General features: G+C 64.2%; 16 protein-coding genes. 5 read left to right on the top strand and 11 right to left on the bottom strand.

The genetic code is table 11. The annotated features are described in order from the left end of the window. Positions 1 to 15: 15 nt before the first annotated feature. The 11 genes from speD to K5R33_RS00900 form a co-directional block, all read right to left on the bottom strand. A complete protein-coding gene (gene speD / locus K5R33_RS00950; RefSeq protein WP_220747096.1) occupies positions 16 to 360 on the bottom strand; it encodes an adenosylmethionine decarboxylase in 345 nt (114 codons plus the stop codon). Beyond that, positions 357 to 794, bottom strand: a complete 438-nt coding sequence (gene dtd, locus K5R33_RS00945; protein WP_220747095.1) for a D-aminoacyl-tRNA deacylase — start codon at positions 792 to 794, stop codon at positions 357 to 359. Before dtd ends, speD begins: the two co-directional genes overlap by 4 nt. Then, positions 791 to 1,681 (bottom strand): carbohydrate kinase family protein, encoded by an 891-nt coding sequence (locus K5R33_RS00940; RefSeq protein ID WP_220747094.1) that lies wholly within the window; start codon positions 1,679 to 1,681, stop codon positions 791 to 793. Before K5R33_RS00940 ends, dtd begins: the two co-directional genes overlap by 4 nt. Positions 1,682 to 1,776: 95 nt before the next feature. Further along, entirely contained in the window at positions 1,777 to 2,901 is a 1,125-nt protein-coding gene (locus K5R33_RS00935) for a TFIIB-type zinc finger domain-containing protein (RefSeq protein ID WP_220747093.1), read from the bottom strand. After that, a complete protein-coding gene (locus K5R33_RS00930; RefSeq protein ID WP_255588388.1) occupies positions 2,898 to 3,428 on the bottom strand; it encodes a cytochrome b/b6 domain-containing protein in 531 nt (176 codons plus the stop codon). Before K5R33_RS00930 ends, K5R33_RS00935 begins: the two co-directional genes overlap by 4 nt. A 174-nt stretch (positions 3,429 to 3,602) precedes the next feature. Beyond that, complete coding sequence (locus K5R33_RS00925; protein WP_220747091.1) at positions 3,603 to 4,004, bottom strand: hypothetical protein; 402 nt, start codon at positions 4,002 to 4,004, stop codon at positions 3,603 to 3,605. Between the two features lie 14 nt (positions 4,005 to 4,018). Continuing rightward, a complete protein-coding gene (locus tag K5R33_RS00920; protein ID WP_220747090.1) occupies positions 4,019 to 5,134 on the bottom strand; it encodes an SPFH domain-containing protein in 1,116 nt (371 codons plus the stop codon). Between the two features lie 69 nt (positions 5,135 to 5,203). Next, complete coding sequence (locus tag K5R33_RS00915; protein ID WP_220747089.1) at positions 5,204 to 6,160, bottom strand: DUF2927 domain-containing protein; 957 nt, start codon at positions 6,158 to 6,160, stop codon at positions 5,204 to 5,206. After that, positions 6,160 to 7,353 carry a toxic anion resistance protein gene (locus tag K5R33_RS00910; RefSeq protein WP_220747088.1) on the bottom strand — a complete coding sequence of 398 codons (1,194 nt, stop codon included), beginning with the start codon at positions 7,351 to 7,353 and terminating at the stop codon, positions 6,160 to 6,162. The genes K5R33_RS00915 and K5R33_RS00910 overlap by 1 nt, the downstream gene beginning before the upstream one ends. A gap of 4 nt (positions 7,354 to 7,357) precedes the next feature. Further along, positions 7,358 to 8,242, bottom strand: a complete 885-nt coding sequence (locus K5R33_RS00905) for a 5-bromo-4-chloroindolyl phosphate hydrolysis family protein (protein WP_220747087.1) — start codon at positions 8,240 to 8,242, stop codon at positions 7,358 to 7,360. Positions 8,243 to 8,448: 206 nt separating this feature from the next. Then, positions 8,449 to 9,153, bottom strand: a complete 705-nt coding sequence (locus tag K5R33_RS00900) for a glutathione S-transferase N-terminal domain-containing protein (RefSeq protein WP_220747086.1) — start codon at positions 9,151 to 9,153, stop codon at positions 8,449 to 8,451. Positions 9,154 to 9,439: 286 nt separating this feature from the next. On the opposite strand from K5R33_RS00900, the gene metZ reads away from it, so the two are divergent. From metZ to chrA, 5 genes are all read left to right on the top strand, one after another. Beyond that, on the top strand, positions 9,440 to 10,633 hold the full coding sequence (gene metZ / locus K5R33_RS00895; protein WP_220747085.1) for an O-succinylhomoserine sulfhydrylase: 1,194 nt from the start codon (positions 9,440 to 9,442) through the stop codon (positions 10,631 to 10,633). Beyond that, a complete protein-coding gene (locus K5R33_RS00890; RefSeq protein ID WP_220747084.1) occupies positions 10,630 to 11,127 on the top strand; it encodes a GNAT family N-acetyltransferase in 498 nt (165 codons plus the stop codon). The genes metZ and K5R33_RS00890 overlap by 4 nt, the downstream gene beginning before the upstream one ends. Positions 11,128 to 11,271: 144 nt before the next feature. Next, complete coding sequence (gene folE2 / locus K5R33_RS00885) at positions 11,272 to 12,312, top strand: GTP cyclohydrolase FolE2 (protein WP_220747083.1); 1,041 nt, start codon at positions 11,272 to 11,274, stop codon at positions 12,310 to 12,312. Positions 12,313 to 12,477: 165 nt separating this feature from the next. Next, positions 12,478 to 13,128, top strand: coding sequence for a rhodanese-like domain-containing protein (locus K5R33_RS00880; protein ID WP_220747082.1), 651 nt, complete (start codon positions 12,478 to 12,480; stop codon positions 13,126 to 13,128). Continuing rightward, a complete protein-coding gene (gene chrA, locus K5R33_RS00875) occupies positions 13,125 to 14,360 on the top strand; it encodes a chromate efflux transporter (protein ID WP_220747081.1) in 1,236 nt (411 codons plus the stop codon). The genes K5R33_RS00880 and chrA overlap by 4 nt, the downstream gene beginning before the upstream one ends. Position 14,361 lies beyond the last annotated feature (1 nt).

Here is a 14,361-nt window from a genome sequence, read left to right as displayed (position 1 = left end):
ACCTGGGCCAACCCCTCAGTCTTGGGGTAGGGGCAGCGAAACACCTCGCTCTAGCACGCGTCTGTCGGACCGCGAAGGACGCAACACGCGGTCCAAGTGGTCCGCAGCGACCTCGACCTTGGCCGCGCCACACATGAACAGGTCCAACGCCGCATAGGATTGCTCGGGCCAGGTGTGGATTGTGATGTGGCTCTCCGCCAGCAGCAGAACACCCGTGACGCCCCCGCCCTCAAAGGGATGGAAATGGGCTGACAAAACGGTTGCCCCGGCCGCTCGGGCGGCGCCGTGCAAGGAACGTTCCACGGTCGCGGGGTCGGTGATGCCGCCCCAATGTTCCAGGATGAGGTGACGGCCGATCATCGCTCGATCGGGATTGTGACGGGGCCATCGTTAATCAGGTGAACCGCCATGTCCGCGCCGAACCGACCCGTCTCGACCGGCACCCCTTGGTCGCGCAGGGCTGACACAAACCGTTCGTAGAGGCGCTCGCCTTCCTCGGGTGGGGCCGCGTCCGCGAAGCCGGGACGGTTCCCGCGCGACGTATCTGCGGCCAGCGTAAACTGGCTGACGACCAGAGCGCTTCCCTTGGTGTCGAGAACGGAGCGGTTCATACGGCCCGTCTCGTCGCGAAAGATCCGCAGCTTGGCGATCCGCCCCGCCAGAGCATCGGCGTTCGCCGTCGTATCGCCCCCCATGGCGCAGACGAGGATCAATAGGCCGGGACCCGTGGCGCCGACAGTCTGGCCATCGATATCCACGTGTGCCTCTTGGACCCTTTGCACAACCGCTTTCATGTCGCGGCCAACTCCGACGCCCAGGGCGGGTTTGCCCCCGCCCGCCCGACCGTGATGGCCGCCGCTTGTACCCCAAGCGTCAGGGCGTTGCGCAGGACCTTCTCGGACGGGACGGATTTCGTAAGCGCGCCCGCCCGCTGTAGTCCGGCCAGAAAGCCCGCGTTGAACGTATCGCCCGCGCCGACGGTATCGACGACCTCGACCCGTTCGGCTGGAACCTGCACCCGACCGGTCCGGGTGATCGCTGTCACGCCCTCGGATCCTTCTGTCAGGCACAGAATGCCCACGCCTAGCGATAGAATATCCTCCGGCGCCATGCCGAGCCATGCCAGATCCTCGTCCGATACCTTCACGATATTCGCCGCCGCCAACATCCGCTCCATCCGCGCGCGGAAGGTCGCTTCGTTGCGTATGAAGCCCGGACGAATATTGGGGTCGAGCATGATCGGCAGATGCGCGTGCCCCAGGGCCAACCCCTCGTAGGTTTGGGCACAAGGTTCTACCGCGAGGGAGATGCCGCCAACGAACAGCGCGGTGACATCAGACATCTCGGGCAGGTCGGCAGGGGCCACCATTCGGCCAGCCGTGTTTTCGTCATAGAACGCATAGTCCGCATGGCCATCTGTCAGGGTCACGAAGGCCAGCGTCGTGGGTCGGTCATGGACTGCGGCGCGGTTCACAACTTGAGAGGCGGCTAAATCCGCCGCCAGTCTTGCGCCAAACAGGTCGTCGGACAGACCGGTGAACAGGCCCACCGGCGCCCCCAGCCGCCCGAGTGCGATGGCGGTGTTAAAGACCGCGCCCCCCGTCTGGGGCAAAAACCCGGGACCATCGGCCGTGTCTCGCGGCAACATGTCGATCAGGGCTTCGCCCGCGCACAGGATCATGACCTTTCCTCCCGGTTTTGCTCGGCGTACCGCCCACGTGACGTCGCGGCCAGTACGTCACCGTCCCTTTGTGATGCAGACCGGCGCTTTGGTGTTTAGCCACCCTGATAGAGGACTGCTGCGATGCCTGCCACGATGATGGCGGCGATGACGGCGAGTGCGATTTTGATCGCGGAATAGGGCCGCTCTCCCTGGACACGTCCGGACTGACCGTTGACCACAAAGCGGTAGGATTTGCCCCGGTACTTGTAGGCCGCGACCCAGACCGGCAGCAGCACATGCTTGAAAGTGACCGCGGACATTTGGGTTTGCAATGCGTCGATACGCTGCTGATCGCCTCCAATATCCATGCGCACGTCGCGGGCGATGACTGCATCCATCCGCGCTTTGGCTTCGGCTAGGCCGTCTTTCAGGTCTATGGAGTAGGCCTCGGCCCGAAACCCGGCGAGGTACTGTGGGGCATAGGGTGCCAGCCCCGCCAGGTCCCAAGGCTCCAGCGCATCGGTATGCTGCTTTGGCAATGAGGTGGAGGCCAGGACCAGGACATCGTCAAAAAACCGGGCGACCCGGCCCCGTTTTGGGGTCCAGCGGATCTTGGGCACCCGCACCTGTTGGGGTTTGCCGTCCCGCATGACCGTTCGTGTGACGTAGTAGGTATCGCCGCGCTGGCCGCGATAGGCCGTCTCTGTCTGGGCGTCGATTGTCCAAAAGGGGACATAGATGCCCGACATCTTCTGTCCCTTGCGCGCATATTTCTGCAGGCCATTGGGCGCAAACCAGAGACTGCCGAGCCAGGCGTCCATGGCGTCATGGGCCTCCCGCTCCTCCAGGACAAAGGGGCCCACGGCGGCGGGTTTGATATGCCGGTTGGTGCCCGTATCCGTGACAACCGGCGTGGCGCAGAACGGACATTCGGCGGCATGGACAGCGGGGTCGAACTCCACCTGGGCGGCGCAATTCGGACAGGACAGCACGCGGGTGACCTCTTCCTCGGCATCGCGGGCGGCTGTGTCCAAGCCTTTGCGGATGTCGATTTCCTGGATCGCGCCGGGGCTTTGTCTGCGCAGGGCCTCGACGTTGCCGCAGTGGTCGCAGATCATCCGATCATCGCCTGGATCGAACCGCATGTCCCCGCCGCAAGCGTCGCAGGGAAAACGATGTTCTTCCGTTTGGGGCGGCGGCGGTGGGGCGGGGCGGCCCCCCACGGTCGGGACCTTCATAGGAACCTCTGGAGCGGTTTCGGCGTCATGATGCGTAAGGCGTTATCGCGCAACCGAACATGGCGCCAGATGTGATAGGCGGCATGGAAGGCAGCAACCGCACCGAGGCCGTAGAACTCGACCGTATGGATGACCCCAACCCAATGGTTTGCAGTCTCCAGCCCCAGGGGCGGTGCGATGGGTAGGACGGTTCCAGCCATGAGAACGCGCGAGGCCGTGAGGCCCAGCAGAAAGCCGGTGAACGCCACACCGAACAGCCCCCAAATCAATGTCAGATGCAGGGGCCTATGGATCTGTCTTGCCCGTCCCGTCAGCTTTGGGCCGGGCCGAGACGCGAGACCGCGCCACAACAGGTCTGCCGTCCAGATCAAGGCTAGGGTGACGAAGATCAGACCGAAGACCGAATGCAGCGTAATCGCCCAGCTGCCAACGCGGGCCACATCAGCAGGGGTGACCACAAGAAACCAAACGAAAAAGGGCACAACCGTCCAGTGGAGGACCTTGAGGGCGGCACGTCTGGTGGGCATCTGCATGGTTCGGAGTGTGCCGCGAGACCCTCCCTTTGGCTAGGGGGGCTGACCGGCGCGGCGCCTGGGACGTCCCGTGGAGGGGGCTTTGCCCCCGCCTTGCGGCCCCCCAGCATATTTGGGGAACATCGAATGGGGGCGGTCGCGTTAACCTTAACCGAAGGTGAGCGTCGGTTAGTGTAGGACTTTCGGTGTCATGCGGCGGATGCAGCCATCGCCTAAGACGCTGGAGCGCCAGAGGTTGAAAACGCCGTGCAAGGCCCCGAAGCCGAGTGTCCCGATGAGCAAGCTGCGCGCGGCTGGTATATCGAGGAGGGCGAGGACCGCGCCTGCACCGTAGAGGATCAGCAGCGCGACGTGGGAGGCTTGCGGGACGCGGCGGAGCCAACCGGTCAGGGCAGGCGACGCGCCCCCTCGCAGGCCCCAGATCACCGTGATGGCGATCCAACCGGCGGCGTGACCGGCCAGTGCCCAGCTTGGCAAACTGCCCACCAACCAGGCGACGATAACCGGCAGGGTGGCCCAATGCAGCGCCATCACGATTGGGCGCAGGGCCTGGGGACCTTTGGCAGCCATGGCGCGGCGTCGCGTTAAATGCCGGGGGGCGGTGGGGGCGGCATCACCGTGAAGAGTTGTGCCAACTCATCCACGTCATCGGCCTTTTTCCAGCCATCCTGGCCTTGGGTCCAGACGTAGGTTTCGCGCGTCACCTCGCCATCGGTGACCATACGGCCAAGGCGCGCCTTGCTGAAGGGGCCCTTGGTCGCGCCGCCTTCGGCAATATGCCAGACATGTTCGACCGGCGGGGGTGGCGGCGCAGGGGCGGCCGCCGCAGGCTGGGGGGCGGCGCCCCAGGGGCCGGGGTTTGCCATTTGCTGGGCCATTCCCATGCCCATTCCCATGCCAAGTCCGGCCCCCATACCGGAGTTGGGCGTGGCGGCTGCGGTCTGCATGGCCTCCGCCGTGGCATATTGCTGGTACTTGGACAGATCGCCCAGGACACCCATCGAGGTGCGTTTGTCCAAAGCCTCCTCGACCGCCGGGGGGAGCGACACGTTCTCGATGTAGAGTTCCGGAACAGCCAGACCGTAATCGGCGATGGTCGCGCTGATCTGTTCGGCGACGATCTTGCCGAGGTCGTCGGTATTGGCGGCCATATCCAGGACGGGGATCCGGCTGCCAGCCAGGGCGCGGCTGGCCGATTGTACGATCATATTGCGGATCTGGTATTGGATCTCGTCGCGGGTGAATTCGCCGTCGGTGCCGACGATCTCGGTCATGAACTTCGCTGGATCGGCGACCTTAATTGTGTAGGTCCCGAAGGCCCGCAAGCGGACCGGACCGAACTCCGGATCGCGCAGGGTGATGGGGTTTTTCGTGCCCCACTTCAGGTCGGTCATCCGGGTCGTCGAGACGAAATAGATCTCGGATTTGAAGGGCGACTTGAAGCCATGATCCCAGTGCTGGAGCGTGGTCATGATCGGCATGTTGTTGGTCTCAAGCATGTAGAGACCGGGCAGGAATACATCTGCCAATTGGCCTTCGTGGATGAAGACCGCCGCTTGCCCCTCGCGAACCGTGAGCTTGGCGCCGTATTTGATCTCGTGCCCGTGGCGTTCGAACCGGTGGACCAGCGTGTCACGGCTGTCGTCGGTCCACTCGATAACGTCGATGAACTGACCGGATAGGAAATCAAAGATGGGCATGGGTCTCTCCTCGCGGCGTCGCACAGGGTGATATAGGCATTCGCTGCGTCTGTTGAAACAAATCGCGGGTCACAGGCGCCCGCTCACGAGTTCCCGGGCGATTTGTTGGACGATGGGGCGGGCCTCGTCCGCTGTCATGCCGACCGACAGGCGGCGGTCATAAAGAATGCGCAGCAGCAACTCATCGTGGCGGGTCAATAAGGCGAATTCTTCGTCGTCATTGAAGATCGAGGGCCGCACGGCAGGGCTGTCATTGGCAAGGCCAAGCCCCTGGGCGATTTCCTCGTGATAGCAGGCCTGCCGCATGAGATCCGGATGCTCCGTGCGGATCAGCGAAATCGCGGAGACATAGGTGTTTGGGTTTGCCGAGGTCGAAGAGGCATAGACCGCGCAATAGGTCGATTTGCCCAAGCCAGTGATCTCCGCGACCGTGCTCCGGCTCAGGCCGGGTTCAGCGGCGCTGATCTGCGGGCCGAGGGTGCGTTGTTCGTCGAGGTTGACGATGAAGAGATGGTAGTTCCCACCAGAATTTACGACGTTGATGGGATGGCCGCTCACCCGGCGCAGTCGTGCGACGTAGGACCGGACTGTCGCGGAGTCTTGCGCCCGGCGATCCGCGCTGACCGATGCGCCAAAGTGGAGTTGCACCCGGACGGGAACAGCCCAGCGGCGCAATTGTGCGCGGCTCTGCTGCGCCACGTAGCGACCGCCCACCTGCACGTATTCTGAAAACAGGGCGATGCGTTCAAAGTTGCGGGCCAAGGTGTCGGGGCCAAAGGCCGTGTCTGGCCCACCCCCGTCGGTGCGCAACAGCCCCTCTGTCAGCAGGCGTTGCTCCAACCGCCGGTAAAACAGCGCAGCGGAAATGCTGGCCCTGGAGGGCGGTACCGCTTCCGGGGCTGGCGGCGCAATGGCTGGCCGCGCGGTCGGCACGGGCGAGGGGGCGACAGGCGGCGCGACGGCCGTGGGCTGACACGCGGCCAGGAGTCCGGCCACCGCACCGCAGAGAACGAGGCGGTCGATCATTATGTGGCGGGAACCGCAGTTCCAGCGTTGTCGCCCGTCCCGTCGCCACGCGCCTTGGCTGATGCCAAGGTCTCGCGGAGGTCTTTCTCCATCGTTTCCAACTCGCGCTCGGCCTCCGCGCGGCGGGCTTTCCCCTCATCCGCGATCTGGAGGCTTTCATTGATGGTGGCGACCAAGTCTTCGTTGGCCTGGCGGACCGCTGCGATGTCGAACACGCCACGCTCCATTTCCGTGCGGACGACCTTGTTGGCTTCCCGCAGGTTCTTGGCGTTGGCCGTCAGCAACTCATTCGTCAGGTCGTTGGCATCGCGCACCGCCTCGGCGGCCTCGCGGGAGCGTTGGATGGTCACGGCCTGGGCCAGTTGCGTTTCCCAAAGGGGCACCGTGTTGACGAGGGTGGAGTTGATCTTGGTGACCAGGCTCTTGTCGTTTTCCTGGACCAGCCGGATTGAGGGCAGGGACTGCATCGTCACTTGGCGCGTCAGTTTCAGGTCATGGACGCGGCGTTCTAGGTCGTCGCGGGCGGCGCGCAGGTCGCGCAATTCCTGGCTGCCGATCATCTTGTCGTCTTCGGGCAAGGCCGCGACCGCCCTTTCCTTGGCGGGGATGGTCGTGGCGTCCAACTCTGCCAGTTTGGCCTCGCCGGCGGAGATATAGAGGCCCAGTTGCTCATAGAAATCGAGCGTCTTTTCATAGAGTTTGTCGAGGGATTTTATGTCCTTAAGCAGCACGTGCTCATGCTTGAGCAGGTCATCGGTCACCTTGTCGATTTGCCCCTGAACGTCCTCGAACCGGGACACGAACTTGGAAAACGGTGCGGCGCGACCCATCAGTTTTTCCCAGAACGATTGTTTGCGGCGCACGTCCAATTCGCTAACCGAGAAGCCCCGGATGGTGGACACGATGGACCGGAGGCTGTCGCCCGCAGGCCCGACATCTTTGTTCTTGACGTCCGCGAGCATGGCCTGGCTGATCTGCTGCAGCTCCACTTGGGCACCGGAGCCGAATTCGATGATCGACTGCGTATTGGTCATGTCGATCTCGTCCATCCTTTTGCGGATGTCCTCGGCGACGGGGGCAGGGGCTTGGTCCAGGGAAACGATATCCGTGCCGGGCTCGGCCAATGTGTTGGCGGCTGCGGCCTCCACGTCCTGGGTGATCGCTGCGGCTTCGCTGCGGGTCTTGGTGTCCATGTGCTTACTCCCCGGTGGGCAGGCCATCTCGTTTCAGACGGTCCCGCAGAACTTCAATTTCAACGTCCAGATCGGTCCGATCCGTAATCAGCAATGTCTCTCGTTTGGCTTCCATCCCCCGCTCCAGATCATCGAGCAGAGCGAAGTAGTCAGCCTTAACGGCGGCGTCTTTGGTCTGGGCGTAGACGTCCGCGAACTTGGCCGTCGCGTCCCGTGCCCCCATCAGGTAGACGCCCAGATACTTGCGCGCCGTCGACAGATCGCGGGGGTCGTCTTCGACCGCGCGAAACATCTCTCGGGCTTGCGCGATGACCAGGTCAACGCGCCGTTCGGCCTCCCGGTCGCGGGCGCGCAGGACAGCGTCTTTCATCGCGGCCAAGTGCTTTTCGGCCTCTTCGATGGTGCGGGCGACGCGATCGGTCTGGAAGGCATCGACCCCCTCCATCCCCTTGTCCCGCATCGGATCGAGCCCAAAGGCGGTCAGGTGCAGGCCAAGCGCGACGGCCCCGTAGACCACAGCAGCCAGCAGGCCCGATAACCCGGTCATGGAGCCGAGCGCGACGCCCAAGCCCACAAGCACGCCGCCCAAGATTTTGCGCGGAACGGCGGGGCGGCGGGCGATCTTGCGAGTGGTCCAAGCGGCCTCGGCCTTCAAGCCTTCGCGCGTCACGACAGCACCCGCAAAGATCGCCGCGCCGGACAAAAGATTTCCCGCGAGGGCAATGGCCCCGTCCTGCATCAGCGAGGTCGCCACTGGCAGGATGGCAAGGCCCATGAGCACCTGGATTCGCGCGCGTCCGGGCAGGGGCGGCGCGAGCGCGGGCGCCTTTGCTGCTTGCCCAGGGGAGGGCGCGTCGGGGCTGTATTTCCCGCCGAATCGCTGCGCCATCGTCAGAGAACCCCGCCGTCCAAGACGCCCAATCCGGCCAATGCAACCAATGCAGCCAAAGCGATAAAGGCTGTCTTCTGCAGGCCGGTTACGTTCATTGGGGTCTCTCCTGTCGTTGGGACATACCCTAGATCACTTGGGGGTCCCCTTGCCAGTGCGCAAACGGGCTCAGGCGACGGTGGTCTCGCCCGGGTTCGCTGCGCGTCTTACGACTTGCCGCCAAACAGCCGTGCGCGAGCAGCGGCGTCGTGGGTTTCGCCTCGCTTGTCCGCCGCCAGTGCGCGGCCCGCGATGACCGCCGGGCGCGATCCAACCTCGTCCAACCAGCGGGAAAGGTTTGGTTTATCCTCCAGCGTCTGCCGCTGCCCTTCCCAAAGCGAGGCCCAGCCCCAACACGCGATGTCAGCGATGGAGTAGAAGTTCCCGGCCAGATAGCGATGTCGGTCCAATTGGGTGTCCATCACACGGTAAAGCCTGGCCGTTTCGGTTTTGTAGCGGTCCTTGGCGTAGGGCAGGTCTTGGGGTGGGTCCATCTGCGGGGCGTATTTCCAGAAATGGTGGGTTTGACCGGCCATGGGGCCGAGGCCCCCCATCTGCCACATCAACCATTGATCCACGGAAACCCGGTCGCGGTCCGTGTTGCCGTAGAACTGGCCCGTTTTGCGCGCCAGATATTGGAGGATCGCCCCGCTCTCAAAAATGTTGATCGGTGCGTCGTCCGGCCCGTTGGGGTCGGTGATCGCTGGCATCTTGTTGTTGGGAGACACCTTTAGGAACGCCGCGTCGAACTGATCCCCCGCGCCGATGTCGATCAAATGCGTTCGATAGGGCAGCCCCATCTCTTCCAGCGCAATGGAGATCTTCCAGCCGTTGGGCGTGGGCCAGAAATACAGGTCAATGGGCGATGTCATCTTGGTCTCTCCGCCGGATGAATCTGAGCAGTACCCTTCGGAGCACGGCGCCCGATTGCAAGGCCTCGGTGATCGCGTCTTCGTGTGTGGTCGTGTTTGGTCGTGCTTGACCCGATGGGGTAGGCGCTCTAAGCGGCTGCGGGAGGGGATTTGTACCGGATTGCGGCCCTCGGGACGGCGCAATGCCGGACGAATGAAACCCGCTAAAGAGGCTTTGTGGACGCGGTTGCGGCCCCACCGGCTTTCCGACAGGTGCGTTTGACCCAAGGCCCAAAGGAGGCCCGCCATGAAGGATAACACGTCCAAACCCCGTTCCCCGCGCACCCTCGCCGTCCATGCCGGCACCCGCCGGTCGCAATACGGCGAGGTCAGTGAGGCGATGTTCCTGACCCAGGGCTTTGTTTATGAGACGGCGGAGGCGGCAGAGGCACGGTTCCTCGACGCTACCCGGGAAGAGTTCATTTACGCCCGCTACGGCAACCCGACCGTCGCCATGTTCGAAGACCGCATCGCTGCCTTGGAGGGCACCGAAGACGCCTTCGCCACGGCCTCGGGCATGGCCGCCGTAAACGGCGCGCTGGTGTCGATGCTCGCGGCTGGGGACCATGTGGTCGCCGCACGGGCTTTGTTTGGGTCGTGCCTGTACATCTTGGAGGAGGTGCTGCCGCGCTACGGCGTCGAGGTGACCTTGGTGGATGGCACCGACCTGGAGGCTTGGCGGGAGGCGATCCGCGCGGACACAAAGGTTGTCTTCTTCGAAAGCATCTCGAACCCCGCGTTGGAGGTCATCGATATCGCCGCCGTATCGGCCTTGGGCCACGCGGTCGGGGCGACGGTCATCTGTGACAACGTCTTCGCCACCCCAACCTTTAGCCGGGCGGTGGAACTGGGTGTCGACGTTGTCATCTATTCCACGACGAAACACATCGACGGGCAGGGGCGCTGCCTGGGCGGCGTGATCTGCGGAACGCAGGAGTTTGTGCGCAAGACGGCTGAACCCTACCTGAAGCATACGGGCGCGGCCATGTCGCCCTTCAACGCCTGGATCATGCTCAAGGGGTTGGAGACGCTGGATTTGCGCGTGCGCGCCCAGGCCGATACCGCGTTGCGCCTGGCCCAGCGGCTAGAGGGGCACGGGAAACTGGCACGTATCCTCCACCCCCATCTGGACACACACCCTCAGGCCGCCCTCGCGCGGAGCCAGATGGAGCGGGGCGGAACGGTCCTCGCCATTGATCTGGCCGGTGGGAAGGACGCGGCGTTTCGGTTTCTCAACGCCCTGGAGATCGTTGTGATTTCCAACAACCTCGGCGATGCGAAATCCATCGCGACCCACCCGGCAACGACAACGCACCAACGCTTGCCCGATGACCAAAAGGCGGCGCTGGGCATTACGCCTGGTTTGATCCGTTTGTCGATCGGTTTGGAAGATGCGGACGACCTGATCGCTGACGTGCTGGACGCCCTGGCCGTCGCATGACGCCGCTGCGAGAGGTCCGCACCGCGCGGCCCGCCGACATGCCCGCCCTGGCGGAGATCTTTTGGGCCGCCGTCCAAAGGGGCGCCGCGCCCCATTACACACAGGCGCAGCGCGATGCTTGGTTGCCGCGCGCGCTGACCGCCGAAGAGATGGCGCAGCGTGTGGCCGGACAGTTGGTCCTTGTGGCGGAAGATCATGGACAGGTCGCCGGGTTCATGTCGTTGCGCGCCGACGGTTACTTGGATCTGGCCTATGTCCTGCCCGAGATGCGTGGGACGGGCCTGGCGGGCATGCTTTTGGCGGTCGTGGAAAACCAAGCTTATGCCGCCAAGCTCGACCGGCTGTCCACCCGTGCCAGCGCCTTGGCTTGCCCGTTCTTTGCCCGGCACGGCTGGCAAGTTGTGGCCCCCGCGCCCCAGGTGCGGGCGGGGATCACATTGCCAGCGACAGATATGATCCGTCTGATTGCGCCTGCGTTCGCACGGTCCGCGTAACCGACGCGTCGGAAAATCTTGACCAATTTGATTAACTTCTGATCCAGCCTGGCGGTTCCCCCGTAAAGATGAATGCGAGGGTTGAGAAGTCGGCGGGAGGGGCCCACCTTCACCATTCCACGCGCGAACCGAAGGGAGGGACGCATGAACGTCCACGCACCGGATATTGACCGCCACCCCACCGAGGAAGAGGCCCAGGCTGCCCTGGCAGTTCTTCGACGGTATGCCGACAGCGGCCAGACCCCCAAAGTGGGGCTCTACCCCGATCTTCTCCGAACCTATCCTGATCTCACGGTTGATGCCGCCTATCGCGACACGCTTCCCGATCTTCAGAACGGTCCTGCGTCCCTGATCCGCGGCGAAGACCGTGCGATCCAGCACGTGGGGATCTCCAACTTTCGTTTGCCGATGCAGGTCGGGACACGCTCTGGCCCCCACCTGGCCGAGGTTTCCGTGACCGGCACCGTCAGCTTGGAGGCCGGGAAGAAGGGCATCAACATGTCGCGCATCATGCGCAGCTTCTACCGCCATGCCGAACGCCTGGTGGGCTTCGACGTGGTCGAGGCCGCGTTGGACGACTATCTCGCGGACCTCGACAGTTTCGATGCTCGCTTGCTCCTTCGGTTTTCTTTGCCGTTGCAGGTCGAAAGCCTCCGCTCCGGCCTGACGGGTTGGCAATACTATGACATCTCAATGGAGGTCGTGCAGACGGGTCAGACGCGCCGCCGCGTGCTGCATCTGGACTACGTCTATTCGTCGACCTGCCCCTGTTCCTTGGAACTGTCAGAGCATGCTCGTCAGACGCGCAACCAATTGGCGACGCCCCATTCGCAACGGTCGGTGGCCCGCCTATCGGTGGAGGTCACCGGTGATCTGGGCATTGAGGACGTCATCGAGATGTGCCGCGCCCAGGTCCCGACCGAGACCCAGGTCATGGTGAAGCGTGAGGACGAGCAGGCCTTTGCGGAGTTGAACGCCGCCAACCCGATCTTTGTCGAGGACGCGGCCCGTCTGTTTGCCGAAGGGCTGACCGCGCTGCCCGGTGTCGGCGACTATCGAGTGGTGGCCAGCCATCAGGAAAGCCTCCACAGCCACGACGCGGTGTCCGTCCTGACCCAGGGGGATCTGTTTGCCGCGGATACCTTGGAGCCACGCCTCTTCGGCACGCTGGTTCACCCCGGCTGAACTCTCAACACCTGGGTGGGCGCTGGTGCAACCTTGACGCAGGTGCCCCCCTTGTGCCTTTTAGAGGCCTGGGGCTGCGCACGCCCCGTAGCAGGTCTGCCAGCTGTCACATGCCGGTGACCCAAGTCGCGCATCCACTGACACCGTGTTTACGGAGGATGCCCCTTGGCCGACCTGTTTATCTCCCCCGCTGCCTTAGCAGCTCGCCTACACCGCGCCGATGCGCCCGCGATACTCGACCTGCGCGATGCCACAGATGCCGTAGCCGACCCGCGCGTCATCCCTGGTGCTGAACAGGTCCCCCTCGATGCCTTGGACCGCTGGCCTCGGCCGTGTGGTCCCGTCGTTGTCACCTGTCAAAAAGGGGGGAAGCTCAGCCAGTTGGCCGCCGGGCTGCTGCGCACTGATGGCCTGGATGCCCGGACGATGCGGGGCGGGCATCTGGCTTGGGTGGCGGCTGGGCATCCCGTCTGCCGGGTCAGCTTGCGCAAGCGACGCTGGGTAATCCCGCTGGACACCAACTGGGCGGAGCTTGCGTCTCTATGGGTGCTCTTGCGATTGCTGGACCGGGCCGCTCAGGTGCAAGCCATAGAGCGGTCCTGGTGCGCCGCTGCCGCTGAGGTTTGGACAGCCTCTGTTCTGCCCGCCACACCAGGGGCGTTGGCTGAGGCGGCGGGGTTGGAGCATCCGCTGGTCGCTCGCCTACTGGGTGGGCCGGAGGAGTTGCTGGCGGGCCGGCTCGCGCGCATGTCGCAGCCGACTGCTGCACTGGACTTGATTGACGACTGGATCGCGCGGCCGGAGGGTGCGGCATGACCCCTACCTGGTCCGAGATGTGGCGCGTGTTTGGGCGCATCGGCCTGTTGTCGTTTGGCGGGCCTGCCGCCCAGATCGCCCTGATGCACCAGGAATTGGTGCAGCGGCAACGTTGGCTCGATGAGGACGGGTTTTTGCGCGGTCTCGGCTTTTGCACGCTGTTGCCAGGGCCCGAGGCGATGCAGCTGGCCACCTACGCCGGGTGGCGCGCCCGAGGCACCGCAGGTGGCGTTTTGGCGGGCCTGTTGTTTGTCTTGCCCGGTGCGGTCGTGATGATGGCGCTGGCCGCGCTGTATCTCCTGTTCGGTCGTTTGCCCTTGGTTGAGGCCGCGTTTCTGGGCGTCAAAGCGGCGGCGCTGGCGATCGTTGCGGGGGCGCTCTGGAAGTTGCGGGAAAAGGCCGCGCGGGGGCCGTTGGCCGGAGCCGTTGCGGCGGCGGCCTTCGTCGCGCTCTTTGTGCTGAACCTACCGTTTTGGGCGGTTCTGGGGGCGGCTCTGCTTCTGGGCCTTTTGCGACCGGGGCAGGGCGGTGACCCAGCCGTCGCGCCAGTCACATCGCCCGGCGGCACGGTCCGAACGGTGGTGATCTGGTTGGCGGTGTGGTGGGTGCCCTTGTTGGCCCTGCTGGCCGTCGCACCAGACAGTGTTCCGGCCCAGGCGGGGCTGTTCTTTAGCTGGTTGGCCACGGTCAGCTTCGGCGGCGCCTATGCGGTGTTGGCCGCTTTGGCCCAGAATGCTGTGGAGGTTCAGGGCTGGCTCAGCCCCGATCAGATGATCGACGGTCTTGGCCTGGCGGAGACAACGCCTGGCCCATTGATCCTGGTCACGGTCTTCACCGGATGGCTGGGCGGGGCGCAGGTCGGTTTGGCCTTTGCGACGGCGCTGGTGACCCTCTGGGCGACCTTTGCGCCCTGTTTCCTGTGGATTTTCGCCGGTGCCCCCCACCTGGAGCGGCTTACGGCCATGCCCCGCTTGCGCAGCGCGCTGGACTTGGTGTCTGCTGCCGTGGCGGGCGTCATCGCGAACCTGTCGCTGTGGTTTGCGATCCATGTCCTGTTTGCAGAGGTCTCTGAGACGGCATTCGGCCCGCCTCTGCCCGTATGGGGCAGCCTGAATCCGACTGCTTTGGGTCTGGCGGTCTTTTCTTTTGTCTGGCTGCTGGGAATGAAACGGGGCTTGCTCGAAACACTGGGCTTGGCGGCCCTGGCGGGGGCTGCCCTGCACGTCGTCTAAG

Source organism: Jannaschia pagri (genome assembly GCF_019655435.1).
In the GTDB taxonomy this organism is placed as follows: Bacteria; Pseudomonadota; Alphaproteobacteria; order Rhodobacterales; family Rhodobacteraceae; genus Jannaschia; species Jannaschia pagri.
This window is presented reverse-complemented; position numbering and strand designations above follow the sequence as displayed.